Source organism: Herbaspirillum rubrisubalbicans, assembly GCF_003719195.1.
Lineage (GTDB): Bacteria > Pseudomonadota > Gammaproteobacteria > Burkholderiales > Burkholderiaceae_D > Herbaspirillum > Herbaspirillum rubrisubalbicans.
In genome coordinates, this window is sequence record NZ_CP024996.1 from 1,342,479 (window position 1) to 1,358,471 (window position 15,993).

Annotated in this window: 14 protein-coding genes; 13 read left to right on the top strand and 1 reads right to left on the bottom strand. The window is 53.5% G+C overall.

Annotated elements, in window-relative coordinates:
- Window positions 1-128 precede the first annotated feature (128 nt).
- The 8 genes from RC54_RS05995 (at window position 129) to RC54_RS06035 (ending at window position 8,613) form a co-directional block, all read left to right on the top strand.
- Window positions 129-665 (top strand): multiubiquitin domain-containing protein, encoded by a 537-nt coding sequence (locus tag RC54_RS05995; protein ID WP_208652670.1) that lies wholly within the window; start codon window positions 129-131, stop codon window positions 663-665.
- 4 nt (window positions 666-669) lie between these two features.
- On the top strand, window positions 670-1,050 hold the full coding sequence (locus RC54_RS06000) for an E2/UBC family protein (protein ID WP_061789757.1): 381 nt from the start codon (window positions 670-672) through the stop codon (window positions 1,048-1,050).
- Window positions 1,047-2,453: a ThiF family adenylyltransferase gene (locus RC54_RS06005; RefSeq protein ID WP_082803132.1), complete on the top strand. Its 1,407-nt coding sequence runs from the start codon at window positions 1,047-1,049 to the stop codon at window positions 2,451-2,453. The genes RC54_RS06000 and RC54_RS06005 overlap by 4 nt, the downstream gene beginning before the upstream one ends.
- Window positions 2,454-2,530: 77 nt before the next feature.
- Entirely contained in the window at window positions 2,531-2,827 is a 297-nt protein-coding gene (locus RC54_RS25685; RefSeq protein WP_244216485.1) for a ubiquitination-like system serine protease family protein, read from the top strand.
- Window positions 2,828-2,886: 59 nt separating this feature from the next.
- A complete protein-coding gene (locus tag RC54_RS06015; protein ID WP_061789759.1) occupies window positions 2,887-3,438 on the top strand; it encodes a hypothetical protein in 552 nt (183 codons plus the stop codon).
- 830 nt (window positions 3,439-4,268) lie between these two features.
- Window positions 4,269-5,180 (top strand): TnsA endonuclease N-terminal domain-containing protein, encoded by a 912-nt coding sequence (locus tag RC54_RS06025; RefSeq protein ID WP_061789760.1) that lies wholly within the window; start codon window positions 4,269-4,271, stop codon window positions 5,178-5,180.
- A complete protein-coding gene (locus RC54_RS06030) occupies window positions 5,177-7,354 on the top strand; it encodes a DDE-type integrase/transposase/recombinase (protein WP_061789761.1) in 2,178 nt (725 codons plus the stop codon). The genes RC54_RS06025 and RC54_RS06030 overlap by 4 nt, the downstream gene beginning before the upstream one ends.
- Entirely contained in the window at window positions 7,354-8,613 is a 1,260-nt protein-coding gene (locus RC54_RS06035; RefSeq protein ID WP_061789762.1) for an ATP-binding protein, read from the top strand. Before RC54_RS06030 ends, RC54_RS06035 begins: the two co-directional genes overlap by 1 nt.
- 15 nt (window positions 8,614-8,628) lie before the next feature.
- Here the strand turns inward: RC54_RS06035 and RC54_RS25035 are convergent, their stop codons facing one another.
- Window positions 8,629-9,540: a hypothetical protein gene (locus RC54_RS25035; protein ID WP_164471192.1), complete on the bottom strand. Its 912-nt coding sequence runs from the start codon at window positions 9,538-9,540 to the stop codon at window positions 8,629-8,631.
- Between the two features lie 45 nt (window positions 9,541-9,585).
- Here RC54_RS25035 and RC54_RS06040 point away from each other — a divergent pair, with 45 nt between their 5' ends.
- The 5 genes from RC54_RS06040 (at window position 9,586) to RC54_RS06060 (ending at window position 15,923) form a co-directional block, all read left to right on the top strand.
- Window positions 9,586-11,007 carry a thiamine pyrophosphate-dependent enzyme gene (locus RC54_RS06040; protein ID WP_082803134.1) on the top strand — a complete coding sequence of 474 codons (1,422 nt, stop codon included), beginning with the start codon at window positions 9,586-9,588 and terminating at the stop codon, window positions 11,005-11,007.
- A gap of 19 nt (window positions 11,008-11,026) precedes the next feature.
- Window positions 11,027-11,221 (top strand): hypothetical protein, encoded by a 195-nt coding sequence (locus tag RC54_RS06045; protein ID WP_061789763.1) that lies wholly within the window; start codon window positions 11,027-11,029, stop codon window positions 11,219-11,221.
- 17 nt (window positions 11,222-11,238) lie between these two features.
- Window positions 11,239-11,694 (top strand): hypothetical protein, encoded by a 456-nt coding sequence (locus tag RC54_RS06050; RefSeq protein ID WP_058894587.1) that lies wholly within the window; start codon window positions 11,239-11,241, stop codon window positions 11,692-11,694.
- Window positions 11,695-11,964: 270 nt separating this feature from the next.
- On the top strand, window positions 11,965-13,611 hold the full coding sequence (locus RC54_RS06055) for a VRR-NUC domain-containing protein (protein WP_061789764.1): 1,647 nt from the start codon (window positions 11,965-11,967) through the stop codon (window positions 13,609-13,611).
- Entirely contained in the window at window positions 13,608-15,923 is a 2,316-nt protein-coding gene (locus tag RC54_RS06060; protein ID WP_061789765.1) for an ATP-dependent DNA helicase, read from the top strand. The genes RC54_RS06055 and RC54_RS06060 overlap by 4 nt, the downstream gene beginning before the upstream one ends.
- Window positions 15,924-15,993: the final 70 nt, after the last annotated feature.

Below are 15,993 nucleotides of genomic sequence, written 5' to 3' on the forward strand. Positions count from 1 at the left end.
TAAAAGGAACTATCGCAAGTGAATTGTATGTTTAAAAAATAGCCGTGTCAAAGCCATTGACTAGCTAAAATTTAGCTATAAAATATGCATTGTGGTCGCAAGGGCGACCGACACCCGACAAGGAGTTAATGATGCAAACGCAAGAAAACGAAGTTTTTGATCTCTCTAATTCTGTTGCCAATGGGAAGCCAGTGCGCAATCACGGGCCTTACAGCGTTCTGTTTGGGAACGAGTCTTTGGAGTATCGCCCTGGTGTAATCGCAGACCCGGTGCCTACGGGGCTGCAGTTGCTAGATGCGGCGGGTGTACGTCCGTTGATGGAATATCAAGTTTTCCAAGTGTTGTCCAATGGCATGCTCGAGAGATTGAGACAAGATGAGACCACGGACCTCCGGTCCAGCGGCGTGGAGAAATTCCTGATCTTCCGCAGTGATGCTTCCTATCGCATGATTCTGGATGACCGCGAAGTGGAGTGGGGGGGGAAATTCATCAGTGGCTTGACACTCAAAAAGCTCGCCGGCGTTGATCCGGTTGCCTACGGGGTCTGGCAGGAAATGCGTGGCGGAGGCGAAGATCGTCTTATCGGTGATAAAGATCTCGTCGACCTCAGTGCCCCAGGGGTGGAGCGTTTCTTTACTGGCTTGAAAGCGACGACGGAGGGCTGACGCGATGGAGTACCTCCCTAAAAAGTGCCAGCGCTACCTTGCAAACCGGGGATTGCCTTACGAGCAGCTTGAGGAGGGTGCTCAAAAGGCCATCATCTTGCGTGACTTCAAGCTGCCTCAAGGAAAGTATGACGTTGCACATGCGGACATTCTCATCGTACTACCGGCAGGATTTCCTGACTGTGCTCCCGACATGTTTTATGCGTTGCCATGGCTTCGACTGAATGAGACACGCATGTACCCACGGGCTGCAGATCAGGCTGTCGTTTTCCAGGAGACGCCATGGCAGCGCTGGTCGCGACACAACAATGATTGGCGGCCGGGCGTAGATGGAATTTGGACAATGCTTAAACGCATCGAAGATGCTTTGGAGGTGGCCGGATGAGCCCAGACTTAGTAGTCCAAGAAAGCCATTTGACGGAACTACGGTCATTGCTTGCTCGACCTGGCAACGTTGAGGCCTCTGCGTACATGTTATTCGGCGCTTGCGATATTCGGGCAGATCCGTGGAGCAAGCAGCGTCGCCGGCGCTATACCTCCTACGCTGTTGTCCCTGTTCCCGAAGAGGATTTGATATCTGCAGATGAGCAGCATGTCACCTGGGCCACGGCTTCGTTCGTTAGATTGCTCCGTCAAGCCAAAGCAGAGGGGTTGGTGGTCGCGATCGTGCATACCCATCCGACCGGACCTGCTGGCTTTTCTGGCCAGGATGATCGCAATGAACGCGAATTGGCGAAGTTGACCAGAAATCGAAATGGTCGATCTGCCGAGTTGCTCAGTCTTTTGCTGGCAGGTTCTGATAGTCTGGTCGCCCGTGTTTGGGTGGATCAGCATGAACCGCTTTCTATGCAACGGCTCCGTGTCGTCGGTCGGAAGTTCCGATTGCATGAACATCTGACGTCGGTAACAGGGCTTGAACATTTGGACCGACAAGCATTGGTATTCGGTACCGAATTAAACAAGATTATGCGGAGTTTGCGGATCGGTATCGTTGGCTGTGGTGGCACCGGTAGTGCGACAGCTATGCTGTTGGCCAGGCTCGGTATTGGACATATGGTTCTATTCGATGACGATGTTGCTGAGCTAACAAACCTCAATCGTTTGCACGGATCAAGGAGATCCGACGTTGATGCCATGCGTTCAAAGGTGGATGTCGTAATGCGGGAAATTGCTGAGGCAGGTTTGGGGGTAAAAGTCGTGCCTATGAGAGGCTGGGTTGGGGACTCCACCTTTCGCGATGCATTGAAATCCTGCGATGTAATTTTCGGCTGCACAGACGACAATTCTGGTCGTTTGTTCTTGAATCGCCTTTCGCATTTTTACTTGATTCCGGTAATTGATCTTGGCTTAGCTATTAGCCCAAGCGATCAAGGCGAGAAAGTGAGGGATTTAAGCGGAAGGGCAACGGTGGTTTTCCCAGGTGCCCCGTGTCTGATGTGTCGTGGGGTCGTTGATCCGGTCAAGGCCCGTGAAGAAGATTTGAGAAGAGCCAATCCAGAAGAGTTCGAGCGGCAGAAGCGAGAGGCCTACGTACGAGGGGGCGGAAATCCTGCTCCTGCGGTGGTTACCTTTACAACGTCTACCGCGTGCATGGCCGTCGATGAGCTGCTTGAGGCTTTGGTTAGTTTTCGCGGCTCAGATGGGTGGGCATGGAATCGTGTGCGCAGATTCGATTTGGTCAAGGATCGTATGCCAGGCGCCAAAAGCGAAGAGCAATGCCCAATTTGTGATAGCAAGGAGTATTGGGGACGTGGTGACGTTGAACCGTTTATGGATCGGGTAGCTTAACTATGTTTATCGACTATGTTCGTAAGCTGCTGGTCGCTGGACAGTTGATTCCGAAGCCGGATATGACGATCAGATTCATGGATCGGCATCCGAGCCCAAGTGATTTGAAACCGGGAGTTTTAGTAGTTGTGCGTGGCGGCGGCCAGAAAAAATGGGCTTGCTTCCAATGTCCAGGGGGGTGCGGCAACAGGTTTCAGTTGTCGCTTAACCAGACTCGGAGACCGAATTGGGTTATCGAGCACGACTGGTTGGGGCGACCTAGCGTATCGCCCTCAATTCACCAGAGGGATGCATGCCATGCTCATTTCTGGATTCGCGGCGGAAGGATTACTTGGTGTCCGGATAGTGGTCATCAGGCTTCTGGCGGAACTTGAGAGTGCGGTCGTTCAGTGAGGAAGGAGGGATTTTAATTGTCTAACTTAAGGGCTGAGTCATGTCTGGCAACAGTGAAAGCGTAGCAGAGAAGGCTGTAGAAACGGTTGGAGGCATATTGCAGAAGTTAGTAGATCTCCGTCTACTGGTTTTGGCAATGGCATTTATCGTCTATTTGGATATTTGGTTGATCTATGAAAATGTCGATGTCATGTCGAAGACAATTGCGGATGTGCTTAGCACAATGCATTCGTTGACAGTAAAGACTTTGTTCTTCTTTGTGGCTTCGTTTTCACTAATCATGACGGTGACGATTCCATCTGTTCGAGCAATCTATTCCGCGATCATGCTGCATTACGGGCCAAGCTCCATAGTTGCTGAGAACCGCGGAGCAGAAGAAAAGCAGTTTTCTTGCTGGTGCACCGCGCTGTTGTTCTTCACCATCTGGAATTATCTTGCTAGTTGGTTCACGACTCCAGATAAGTATCAGGGACTTACGAGTATTGTTTTTAGCCAGCTGGAGCTGGACGGTTTCTTGATCGGTATTTTCCGGATTACCGTTGCTGGAATTCTCTTCTTTTGTTTTATGCGTACCGTTCAGGCGGATCTGTAAGCCGCATTACCTCGCGAAGGTAAGCGAAAATTGCTCATATCGGAAAGGATTTGTATGAAAATCAGAATGGCGCATCTTCGAGAACGTTCAACATCGGGTGGATGGATTAACTTCGCAGTCTTTGACGCGAGATCTACTGCGAACGATAACGACGGGCTACTTACACAGCTGACAGTTGCGGCTCGAAATTCTGGCCTACAAGTAGATCAGTCAGCTCTGGCTTACACCACAGGTGGGCGTTTGCAGTTTTATGGCCACAGGAATCTTGTCGATTACCTCGCGACTAGCTTTCGAGGGCAATGGACCCATACCATTGATGTTTGATATATATTAATTCGACAAAAGCCGCCTTTCAAGGGCGGCTTTTTTTCTTTGTGAGCTATTTGGCGACCTTATGTGAATGAGGCAGACCGCTGCTACATAAAGTATAAATTTCAAAAAAATTAAATCGACCGAAGTACATATCAGAAGGGCAGGAGTTTCGCCTAAAAATATTTTTTCTCTTATGCCCACAACTGTGGGCAGTGAGACCGCCATTTTTTAATAGAATGCAAAGCGATTGCGGATCTCAATGAAATTGAGGTTCGCGGATTTTGTTCAGACAAAAGAGCTGGGCATGATTTGCCCGAGAATTGGAACGCTATAGACGTAAAAAACAATATGTAGAAAGCAAAAAACCAACCGCGAGGGTTGGCTTTTCGAACTTGCAGAATACTAGATAATGCTGGCGTGGAAACCTCATTATCCGACCCTTCCTCAAGTTCGTCAAGCTAACTCATGTCTTCGTTCGTCCGTACGAATCGTACGCACGCTAATGAGAAAACATACACATGAGTAAGAACAAGAGAGCATCAACCAATAGCGCTATCTCTAGGCAAAAACGCGCCATCAAACAGAAACGCGGCCTCGGCCGTGGCCGGGAATACCAAGCATTTATTCAAGTTCGAAAACATGACTTCGGTAGTCACGGGAGGTCGCATATTTGGCGTAGCCCCTTGGATCTGTACGTTTCTCACCATCTTCTTTCTGACTTAGAACGTTTCACGATTTTGCAGGCAGCCGCCGCTGGCGCCGAATGCCGGGCTCAGTATCCATTGATTCGGGATGGCGTCGAAGATGAGTTCTCCTTGCGAGCTTTCAAGGCAGGGTCGATGAGTATTGCAAAGGATCTTGGGATTAAACATCCGCACCTGGGTGGAGATGAAGAGAAGATCTTGACTACAGACCTGCTTCTCCGATTTCGCCAAAATAATTACATTGCAATCTACGTTAAGAACCACGACCAGCTACCTGTGCGCGGTTCTAGAGGGTGGGATTTGCTGCGGATTGAACGTACCTATTGGCGCCGGCGGAATGTCATGTTCCTGATCGTCACTGATAAGACAGTCAAGATCAATGCCGTCATTCATTGGCTTGACTGGGCCTCGTCGTTCAAGCTCACCGATTACTGGGCCGGAGTTCTTCCAGATGAAGAAAAGGTGTACGGCGTGGTCAACATGATTTTGGCGACAGATTCGCGGCTATCTATGTATGACAGGTTGAGCGAGCTGGATCTTCCACTGGAAGAGGCCGTAACCTTTCTGAAGTTTTGCATCTGGACTGGAGAATTAAAAGTTGACTATCTTCGAGCTCCTCAAGCCGATCTGGCGTGGCCATGGGTATTGGCGCCTAAAAGGAGCCGCAGTGTCCCCTCCCTGATTGTGTTGCCGGAGCTGCGTCGGTTCATGAGGACGGATGAATGAAAGTCGAATTGAAGCCGCTGGATATCTTCGAAATGAAGGGGCGTGGTGGAGGCTTGCGACCAGCGCGCTACAGAGTCCTTCGATGGGTGGATAAAGATAACGACTGCATCGTGTTCCCAATGCCCGAGCGTATACACGGGGGCACGGCAGCCTCAATCAAGATGCCCTTTTTGATTCCCAAACGCGTTGTTCTCAGTGCGGTTAAGGCTGGGACTGCATCACTAGTTTCTCGTGGTAGTGAGCCACCGCAATTAAAAGTAGCGGCCAGGCCTGCAAAAATGAAAACGCTGAGGTACGAGGAAGTAGCACGTGATAGAGCAGCGATCCTTCGTGAATTCTGTTTACTTGAGCTGCGGGACTTGCTGGAACAGCGAACACTGAGCGACGCGATAAAACTGATAGCAAGTCGCCATAGTTTCTCAGAGACTACGACTAGGCGATTGATCTTTCGATATTTTGAGTTAGGCCTCAATTTTGAGGCTGCGGTGAAACGAGGGCATAACGGAGGGAAAGCCGGGCGGAAGCGTGCCGGAACGAAAAAACTAGGGCGCAAAAGAAGTATTGTAAAGGCTGGGTATGAAGGCTACGAGGGAATCAATAGCCAAGAACATCGGGATCTGGTCATTTCTTACATTCAGGCAGTTGGTAAGGATCGAAAGCGGAAGATATCACAGCAGCTTGAAGATTTTTATTCTCTGTATGCCTTCAAGGTGGTACAGCAAAGCGACGGGACGTTCAAGAAGGCAGCATATCCGGCGACAGAAAGACTATCGTATGCCCAGTTTCGTAGTCTCATAAAAGAGGTTGACGGCATTGACTACTACGTGCGCCACATGCCTGATGCGAAACGGACCCGACTGTCGCGAGCGATTGGCGGAGATGCAAGAGAGCGGATTCCATTTCCAGGACATACCTACGTTATTGATTCTACTGTTGCAGATGTATACCTGGTTAGTGCATTTGATCGGGGGAAGATCATCGGTCGGCCTGTTGTCTACGTGGTAATCGACGCCTATAGCTCGCTCATTCTGGCTATCTATGTCACCTTGTCAGGTCCAAATTCCGTCGCAGCTAGGAAAGCATTCTATTTGGCGCTATCAGACAAGAAAAAGCTTCTCATGTATCTGGGGCTGGAAAATTTTGAGGAGCATTTTCGAGCAGGTATGCGGCCGTCATTTCTGTTGTATGACCGAGCCGAGCTGCATTCAAAAGGCGGCAGAGAGTTGCTTGAGTCTGTAAATGTAAGCGGGTCAGTTGCAGCCGCATACCGTTGCGATTGGAAATCGTTGGTAGAGCGAACTTTTGGCGTTATTAATGACAAGGTAATTCATTGGCTTCCAGGTGCAGTGATCAAGGCCGAAATGGAGCGCGGAAAGAAAGATCACCGACTTGATGCTGTTCTGACTTTGCACGAATTTTGGAGAATGATGGTGTTGTACCAAATGGAATGGAATCTGACGAAGTCGCTTCACGGCCATATCAATCCCCCTATCTATGGCAAAGCAGTGAAGTCAATACCTCTTAACTACTGGGACTGGGGGACTCAATATCTTCATGGATCGCCCTATATTTTTTCTCAAGATGAGTTGGTCAGGAAGGTTTTGCAACCTGAGGCTTTGAGGATCGATCCAGAGGGGATAGTTCTTAATGGGCGACGATACTTTGCCGACTGGATGAACAACGATCAGCGTTTTGCAGCATCAGGATTCGGTGAGATTCACTATGCAAATGCGATTTCGCTTCCAGAATGTCCAGAAATTGCACTTTGCGAAATGGAGGGGGAGACGTATTTTCAAGAGGTGTTTTTAAGGAAAAAAGTACGGTCGCAATACCCTGTTACCCACGAAGATGTTGGTGATCTTGATGCAGATCGGAAGAATCAAAGAGATATCAATAACTTCGAAAACCAGGAAATAAAAGATGAGGTCAACAGAGCTACCAATAGTTTGATTGAAGAAGCAAAGGAACAAGCCAAGATCATCCATACGAACGTACCGAAATCAAATGCGGAGAGGACGAAGAATATTCGCAAAAATCGTGATGCCGAAATCTCTGGGGAGAACGACGCTGCTGATCAATATGCTGAAATTACCCCACAAGCTACCCTTGAAAGAGATGAAGTACATAGTGAATTAGATTCCTTCATTGATGCTTTGCTGGAGAAAAAAAGGTGATGGAGAAGGTCGAGTATCGAACAGATGGGCTACATCCACGCTACATCGGTAACCCATTAATTGAAGCACTTCCGCCAATTCTCGATCGTAAGGAGTGGGTTAGTTTTCTCTTGAGATACCCTGAAATCAATCTTCAAGAGACGCTTGATTTGCCACCTCATTTAAGGATGCATGATGCACCGTTGATCACACATCTGAACATCCCTTTTGACACTACTGTCTCGTTGGCGACTCGAATTGATATCGAGATGCGTCAATCATTGAATCAGAAGCGACCCAATGAGCCAGATACTCAAAGATGGCTGGATAACGTCAAGAAAGAGATGGCGAAAAAGATCGAGAAAGGGATGGCAGATACAAATTCAACTACTCCTAGCGGACGCTGTATTTCAGTTCTTGGGCCAAGTGGAATGGGGAAAACAAAAACCATCTTATCGATTTTGGAGCGTTACCCTCAAGTTATTGGGCACACTGAATATAGAGGTATTCCGTTCAGGCAAAAACAGTTGGTATGGATATCGGTTAACGCGCCGGTAAATGGAGCGATTCGGGCACTTTGCGAGAGCCTGCTAATTCAACTTGATTTGGCACTCGGCAGTGATCCTGAAACCTCGTACCGGAAGCAGCATGGAGGTAAAAACATTGCCGGTAGTATTTTGCATATCGCACAAATAATTTCTACCCACTCTCTGGGAATTCTGCATATCGATGATTTGCAACGTAGCGCCCGTACAGGAAAGGATCTCCTGGAGTTTGTGATTCAGTTGGCCAACGTAGCTAGGTGCCCCTTGTTGTTAAGTGGTACTAGTGCGGCCAATGAGATGCTCAGCAAGAGTCTGGAGGCTGGCCGCCGTAGTTGCAATGCTGGTGGTTTCCCACTCAACCTGCCTCGTACTGCTAAGGACAAAGAATTTCTGAGGTTACTTAAGGTTTTGTTTGACTATCAGTTGTTACCTGAGTCTATCGATTGGGAAGCGGAGAAGGAAAAATGGGGGCCATATCTCTTCAAGTTGACTATGGGCATTCGAGGTGTGATGGTGACTGTGTTTTACGAGGCAATCATGGTTGCCTTAGAGCAGAACGCTAGAAAGCTAGAGGAAAGTCATTTTGAGGTAGGGTACGAGAGATTGGCGACATTGCACGCTCCCCTCGCGGTGTTGCGCAGTAAAGATGAAGATGCAATCCTAGAATACGACGACATGATCGACTCTGAGATGGCGCAAAAATACGATAGAGCGAAGCGAAGACATAAGAATTGAAAATCCGATGCTCGTCTAGAACAAATCAATTTGCAAATGTATCGGTGGCTTTCTTAACATTTTTTCGACCCAATTACGGTCGTATCGGCACAGCCAACGGAGCTTGATTGGTGCTCGCTGAAACAGATCTAAAAGGCTAGTGCATTCTTCATTTAAGAGCAGGGATAAGACCTCTTGCCTATACTCAGCACGTTTTCTCTCGCGCTTTGCTGCATTCCAGATATCGCTCAGAGGCTGATCATGTTTGATAACTTCCATTAGATGTGCCTTAGGAACTCGCTGATTTCGAGCAGCAGTTTTAATGTTCGAGCCATTCAGAAGTGTAGCGGTGATATCTACTTTTTGAACGATCAGAGCCGACTGAGGGACAGGGAATAGATCTGGAATTGGATAGAAGCTCAATGATGCATGTCCAGGGTGTTCATTTTCAATTGGATCACGTGCCTGGGGAAGGGACGATAGGGCTATTGCCCAATGAACCGGATGGCACACCGTAGTCCCGTGGATGAGGGCCGAGATCCATCTTCCATGTTTTGCGTCTGATATTTCTGGCGCTGCTAAGCCCGAAAGATCTTCAAGGCCTGATCGGACAAAGTCAGTTAAATAGTCAATGTGAGAACGTTCATTTGACGTGCCTAGCTTGTAGGAAAGTGTCGAACGGACGATCGATCGGAGGAATGATTCGGTTAGATTGGCTTGCAGGGATAGCCAGTCCGTGGTGAGCAGAAGCTTGTAGAGAAATGTTTGCAGTGGATTTGAAATGGGCGCAGAGACCTGGAATTCAGGTGACTCTGGAGACGGGCATCTGCGCCAGTCATCTTTTGCCTGGCTGGAAGAAACATGGTTGGTAGTCGCGACCACAGCCAGCAAGCTGGTGAAGTGCGGTACGCGTAGCGCCACAATTGGCTTGATCCCCATTTCAGACATAACGTCTTCAACCAGGTGGTGCCCGGTGAACGGCGAAACGACGACATGTTTGGCCGCGACGTATTGTTCCAAGCTCAAACTATTGCCAATCGTCGGATGCTTCGTACTGACAACGCAGCTGTAGCTCTCCGTAAACAGTTTGCGCTTGAGGATTCACGCAGCGTCAGCAGCGCCACAATCCCGGCACCACTGCAACTCGAATCGGTGTTGAGTGCATTGGCTAAAGCCCAAAATCCCGTTTTGATTGTCGGCCCCGATGTCGACGCCGCTCACGCCAACAGAGACGCCGTCACATTGGCCGAGAAACTTGGCATGCCAGTATGGATGGCCCCGTCCGCACCCCGTTGTTCCTTCCCGACTGACCATCAGTGCTTCCAAGGTCTGCTCCCAGCGGGTATCGCAACAATCGGTCGCCTGATGGAAGGCCACGATTTAGTGCTGGTCGTAGGAGCACCTGTCTTCCGATATCACCAATATGACCCGGGTGAATTCCTGCCGAATGGCACCAAGCTCATCCAAATCACCTGTGACATCAATGAAGCGACGAGAGCGCCATTTGGTGACGCAATTATTGCGGACATTGGGCCGACGCTGAAAGCACTGGCCGAAGGTGCTGCCAAATCTGGTCGCCCATTGCCGGCGGTGAAAAAGCGTCCTGAGCCTGCTCCCGAGCAGCCAGGGCCGTTGGCGCCGGAGCGCGTGTTCGACATCCTCGACGCAGTTGCACCACGGGATGCTGTGTATGTCAACGAATCAACGTCGACTACGAACATCATGTGGCAGCGACTGCGCCTTAAAGAACAAGGTAGCTATTTCTTTGCAGCCGCAGGCGGACTTGGTTTTGCTCTTCCGGCCGCTGTCGGTATTCAGCTCGCTCACAAAGACCGCCGCGTAATCGGTGTGATTGGCGACGGGTCTGCGAACTACGGCATCCAGGCTCTGTGGACCGCTGCGCAGTACAACATCCCAACCATCTTCGTCATCATGAAGAACGGCACATACGGTGCCCTGCGTTGGTTTGCGGGTGTGTTGAAGGTCGATGATGTGCCGGGTTTGGACGTGCCGGGTCTTGATTTCTGCGCTCTCGCCAAAGGATATGGCGTGAAAAGCTACCGCGCAAATAGCAGCGAGTCCTTTCCTGTTCGGCAGCCTGAATCCGGACGTGCTGCCGTTGGAAGAGTACCTGGGAGAGAGCTTTCGGAAAGAAAAGCGAATTTCCCGGTGAATTTAGATGCTGCACTGCCAGGGCGTACATCTCATGTAGAACAACTCATTTTTGGTGCATTGACCTCCAAACCTGGGCATTTCGGTGGGAAGAGTTTTCAGAGTTGTCTGAAAATCGCAGAACAATTGACCGAGCATTGCAACATCAAAACCAAGGTGTATACGCTCATTGTTGAACCTGATGCGCGAGCGGTTGTCATCCGAGGGCACACTCAAGACATCATTGACGAACCGGCAGATTGATATTCTTAAAGCGGATGAGATGTATGCTGGACAACTTAAAACGGGGCCTGTCAGCCTCACCAAAGAAAACATCACCGCCATTCAAAAAGACGCAGAACTGGTCAAGCAAGGCTGGCAGGTTGAACATATTCTCGAAAAAGGCGCATCCAAATCTTATTTGGAGGCGTTAAAAAACGCTGAAATCGATGTTCACATCGGCCCCAAAATTCCATAAAGGAGAGCGAAGTGCAAATGAAAAAAGAGGAAGCGCAAGAAAGGTTCGATGCGTTTTTGATGGACATGGATGAGCAACTGGAGTGGCTGGAAGATGAAGCCGAACAACACGGAATCAGTTTCGATTCGACCCCGGATGACTTTGAGAAGCTGGAGCAGTTATTCGATCTCATGTCATCCAACCAGGAAAAAGAATACGTCTCGAAACTGACGACGACCTTTGCTCGCCAGTTAGGGGAAGTGGTTCGCTTGAACTATGGTGGCAAGTGGGTTCTTGCGCTGGAAGAGGAAAAAAGCCCGCACTTCAATATGCCGGTCATTGTCGGCCATACGCCAGTCCAAGGCGTGGAGTTTGCGCCCATCTTGGTGATGCGCGCTTATGCGCTGCGCAGGAAAAAAGGAACGCTCAAGCGAGCAGTCGATGCCCAGGTCGATCCCCATCCTTTGGACTTGAGCGGGATGGTCGAGGAATAATTGGTGAAGAGAAAAAGAGAGGGAGAGCGGGAGAGCCTTGATCCCCCTGGCGGCGCCCCATCCGATCAACATCCGCATCCACTTTCCCCCGCAGGCTCGCGATAGGCTGTTGGTGCACCTGGAGCCGCCGAGATATGGGGCTGGCCGGCTAGCCATGTTGGCCGGTAATGCGCATTTCATGCCTGAAGATTCACTTTTTGCGTAGTGTAAATGCAGCATTGGGCGCAGACACGTTATACTGTTCATTCATACAGTCCCGTGTTCTGTGCAATGCCTGCTGTCCCCGACCCCCGCTTTTACTATCTCGGCAATTTCCAGTACGTGCTGGAGTGGCTGGCGCAGCGCTATGCCGACCTGTTGAGCGCGCAGGAACGCGACTTCATCGACATCTTCCCCGGACTGCCGCTGGCTTCACGGGCGCTGTTGGTGCGCATGATGATGCGCCGTGGCGAGCGCTTTCGTGCCAGCAAGTTGTGCTACCCGGAAATCGGTTGTCCGTTGCAGGCAGCGCAGGCACTGCCGGCCGGCTGGATTGAGCGTGATCCACTGCTGTCGCTGGCGCAGTTGTTCGAGCTCTCGACCAAGCCCGAGTTGTTGCGCATGTTCGACTTGTCCACCACGCACAAGGCCAGCCGCAAGAGCGAGCTGTTGGCGCTGCTGGCTAGCGACCCGGCCCATGCCGAGCTGCGTCCTTTCTCGCAATGGCAAGGGCAGGGCAGCGACCAGGTCTTGCAGTTGCATCAGCAGGCGCTGTGCGACCGGTTGCGGCTGATGTTCTTCGGTAACCTGCGCCAGGACTGGAGCGAATTCGTGCTGGCCGACCTGGGTACCTTCCGCTACGAGCGCATCGCGCTGGCGCCCGAGGCACGCGGATTTCGCAGTCGGGCCGATATCGATCTCTACCTGCAACTGCACGCCTGCAAGGAGCGCTATTACGCAGGCGAAGCGGCCGCTGTGGTCCTGGCGGCATTGCCGACCGGACGCTTCGACAATCCCTGGCTGGAGAGCCGGCGCGAGCGCTTGCTGTTCCAGCTTGGGCAGTTGCTGGAGAAGGAGGGCGACTGGTCCCAGGCCCATGCCGTCTATGCCGCTTGCCGCTATCCCGGTGCTCGCGTGCGCGCCATCCGCGTGTTGGAAAAACAGGGCCGTTACGGTCCCGCGCAAGCCTTGCTGCACACCGCCCAGCAGGCGCCGGAGAATGACGCGGAGCGCCAGCAATTGCTGCGTATCGCGCCGCGCCTGGCACGTCAGTTGGGGCTGCCGTGCAGTGCGCGTGGCCGCGCCCCCGCGGTGGAGCGCCTGGACTTGCTGCTGGCGCCTGGCGGCCTGCGGGTCGAATTGGCCGTGCAAGCGCATCTGCATGAGCCTGAGGCGCCAGTGTTCTACGTCGAAAATGCGCTGGTCAATACCCTGTTCGGCTTGTTGTGCTGGGAGGCCATCTTCGCCGCTATTCCAGGGGCGTTTTTCCATCCCTTCCAGCGCGAGCCGGCCGACCTGTTGAGCGCGGACTTTTATGCTCGCAGGCGGGATGTCTTCCAACGCTGCCTGGCGCAGCTCGATGACGGCAGCTATCGCCACGCCATCCTCGCCACCCATGACGCCAAGCACGGCCTGCAATCGCCCTTTGTCGCCTGGGGCTGGGTCACCCGCGAGCTGCTGGTACTGGCCCTGGATTGCATCCCGGCGGCGCATCTCAAGCTGTGGTGTCTGCGTATCCTCGATGATGTGCGCGAGAACCGCGCCGGCTTCCCCGACCTGGTCCAGTTCTGGCCGCAACAACGGCGCTACCGCATGATCGAGGTCAAGGGGCCGGGTGACCGTCTGCAGGACAACCAGTTGCGCTGGCTGGACTATTGCACCCGTCATGCCATGCCGGTCTCGGTGTGCTATCTGCAATGGGAGCCGGCAGTCGCATGAACGCAGCCACTGATGCCGGCCAGATCAGCGCCCCACGCTACACCGTCTCGGTGCGCGCCCTGTGCGAATTCACGGCCAAGCAGGGTGACCTGGACCTGCGTTTCACGCCCACGCCCACCGCCCAGGAAGGCATCGCCGGTCACGCCATCGTGGCCGCGCGGCGCGGGCAGGGGTATCAGTCCGAAGTCGTGCTGGCCGCCGACCATGGCCCGCTGCACGTGCGCGGGCGCGCCGATGGCTACGAGCCCGGCCAGCATCGGCTGGAAGAAGTGAAGACCTATCGTGGCCAGCTCTCCAGTCTGCCCGACAATCATCGCCACCTGCACTGGGCACAATTGCGCGTCTATGGTCACCTGATGTGCCTGAAGCTAGGGTTGCCCAGCATCCACCTGGCGCTGGTCTATTTCGATATCGGCAGCCAGCAGGAAACGGTGCTGGAGGAAGAGCGCAGCAGTGAGGAACTTGCTTCACTTTTTGCCGGGCAATGTGAACGTTTCGTACACTGGGCCGAGCAGGAACTGGCGCATCGCGCCGCACGCGATGCAGCCTTGCAGGCGCTGCGCTTTCCCTATGGCGATTTCCGTCCCGGACAGCGGCAACTGGCAGAGGCGGTATTTCGCGCCCATCGCGGTCGGCGCAGCCTGCTGGCGCAAGCGCCGACGGGCATCGGCAAGACGCTGGGGACGCTCTTTCCGGCATTGAAGGCGGCGCCCGGGGAGCGACTGGACAAGATCCTGTTCCTCGCCGCCAAGACCCCGGGCCGGCAACTGGCGCTGGACGCGGCGGCCAGTCTCAAGGGCAACGGTCAGCTGCCGCTACGCGTGCTGGAACTGTGCGCCCGCGACAAGGCCTGCGAATACCCGGACCGCTTGTGCCGGGGCGATGCCTGCCCGCTGGCCCAGGGCTTCTATGATCGTTTGCCGGCAGCGCGCGCCGCTTGCCTGACGCAGCCCTTGCTGGATCGCCAGCACCTGCGCGAGGTGGCCTTGCAGCACCAGGTCTGCCCTTACTACCTGGGCAGCGAAATGACGCGCTGGAGCGATGTCATTGTCGGCGACTACAACTACTGGTTCGATGGGGGGGCCATGCTCTATGGCATGGCCTTGGCGCATGACTGGCGCGTGAGCGTGCTGGCCGATGAAGCCCACAACCTGGTAGCGCGCGCCCGCAGCATGTACAGCGCGCAATTGAGCCGCGCCAGCCTGCGCGCCGCGCGTGCGGTAGCCCCACCATCCATCGCCAAGCCGCTGGAAAAACTGGGCCGCGCCTGGACCGCCGCCGGCAAGAAAGCTGACTTGCCTTACCAGGTGCTGGAAGCGCCGCCGCCCAAGTTCGTCGATGCGTTAAGCAGCAGCGTGGGGGCCATCAGTGATTACCTGGCCCAGGTGGCGGTGCCGCTGGAAGCGCCGCTGCGCGATTTCTATTTCGATGCCATGGCCTTCGTGCGCCTGGCCGAGAGTTTTGGTCCGCACTCCCTGTTGGACCTCACGCGCGAAGATGAACGCAATACCGTGCTGTGCATCCGCAACGTGGTACCGGCACCGTTCCTGGGGCCGCGCTTTGCGCTGGCCCATGCCACCACGCTGTTCTCGGCCACGCTGGCGCCCTGGCATTATTTTGCCGACCTGCTGGGGATGCCGGCCTCGACCGCCTGGATCGACGTCGATTCCCCTTTCCACGCCAGCCAGTTGCAGGTGCGCCTGGCGCATGACATCTCCACCACCTGGCAACGTCGCGCCGCCTCGATTGCGCCGATCTGCGCGCTGATGGCGCGCCAGTTCAATGAACGGCCGGGCAATTACCTGGCGTTCTTTTCCAGCTTCGAGTATATGCAACAGGCGCACGATGCCTTGCTCCGTACTCACCCCGAGATCCCTGTCTGGCAACAGTCGCGCCGCATGTCGGAGGATGACCGCGATGCTTTCCTGGCGCGCTTCGAAGCGGGCGGGCAGGGCATCGGCTTTGCAGTGCTGGGCGGCTCCTTCGGGGAAGGGGTGGACCTGCCGGGTCGGCGTTTGATCGGCGCCTTCGTCGCCACGCTGGGACTGCCGCAATTCAATCCGGTCAACGAGCAACTGCGCCAACGTATGGAGGCGCTCTTTGGCTGTGGCTATGACTACACCTATCTCTATCCCGGAATGCAGAAAGTGGTGCAGGCGGCCGGGCGCGTGATCCGCACCGAATCCGACCAGGGCACGGTCTGGCTGATCGATCAGCGCTTCAGCCGTCCCGAGGTACGCGCCTTGTTGCCGGCGTGGTGGGCATTGCCGGGCCATGGGGCAGACCAGGCCGATAAGTCCAATGAGGCATGAACCCTCGCGCTGGTCAGCAATCATCCGCATAGGTGAATAAAATGACATGTCCCGGGGCGCTGTGGGGGCG

Coding starts and splice junctions, on each gene's coding strand:
- RC54_RS06055 (WP_061789764.1), top strand. CDS start 11,965: ATGCCTGCTGTCCCCGACCCCCGCTTTTACTATCTCGGCAATTTCCAG.
- RC54_RS06000 (WP_061789757.1), top strand. CDS start 670: ATGGAGTACCTCCCTAAAAAGTGCCAGCGCTACCTTGCAAACCGGGGA.
- RC54_RS06015 (WP_061789759.1), top strand. CDS start 2,887: ATGTCTGGCAACAGTGAAAGCGTAGCAGAGAAGGCTGTAGAAACGGTT.
- RC54_RS06025 (WP_061789760.1), top strand. CDS start 4,269: ATGAGTAAGAACAAGAGAGCATCAACCAATAGCGCTATCTCTAGGCAA.
- RC54_RS06045 (WP_061789763.1), top strand. CDS start 11,027: ATGTATGCTGGACAACTTAAAACGGGGCCTGTCAGCCTCACCAAAGAA.
- RC54_RS06035 (WP_061789762.1), top strand. CDS start 7,354: ATGGAGAAGGTCGAGTATCGAACAGATGGGCTACATCCACGCTACATC.
- RC54_RS06005 (WP_082803132.1), top strand. CDS start 1,047: ATGAGCCCAGACTTAGTAGTCCAAGAAAGCCATTTGACGGAACTACGG.
- RC54_RS06050 (WP_058894587.1), top strand. CDS start 11,239: ATGAAAAAAGAGGAAGCGCAAGAAAGGTTCGATGCGTTTTTGATGGAC.
- RC54_RS25035 (WP_164471192.1), bottom strand. CDS start 9,540: ATGTCTGAAATGGGGATCAAGCCAATTGTGGCGCTACGCGTACCGCAC.
- RC54_RS06040 (WP_082803134.1), top strand. CDS start 9,586: ATGTTTGGCCGCGACGTATTGTTCCAAGCTCAAACTATTGCCAATCGT.
- RC54_RS06060 (WP_061789765.1), top strand. CDS start 13,608: ATGAACGCAGCCACTGATGCCGGCCAGATCAGCGCCCCACGCTACACC.
- RC54_RS06030 (WP_061789761.1), top strand. CDS start 5,177: ATGAAAGTCGAATTGAAGCCGCTGGATATCTTCGAAATGAAGGGGCGT.
- RC54_RS25685 (WP_244216485.1), top strand. CDS start 2,531: ATGGATCGGCATCCGAGCCCAAGTGATTTGAAACCGGGAGTTTTAGTA.
- RC54_RS05995 (WP_208652670.1), top strand. CDS start 129: ATGATGCAAACGCAAGAAAACGAAGTTTTTGATCTCTCTAATTCTGTT.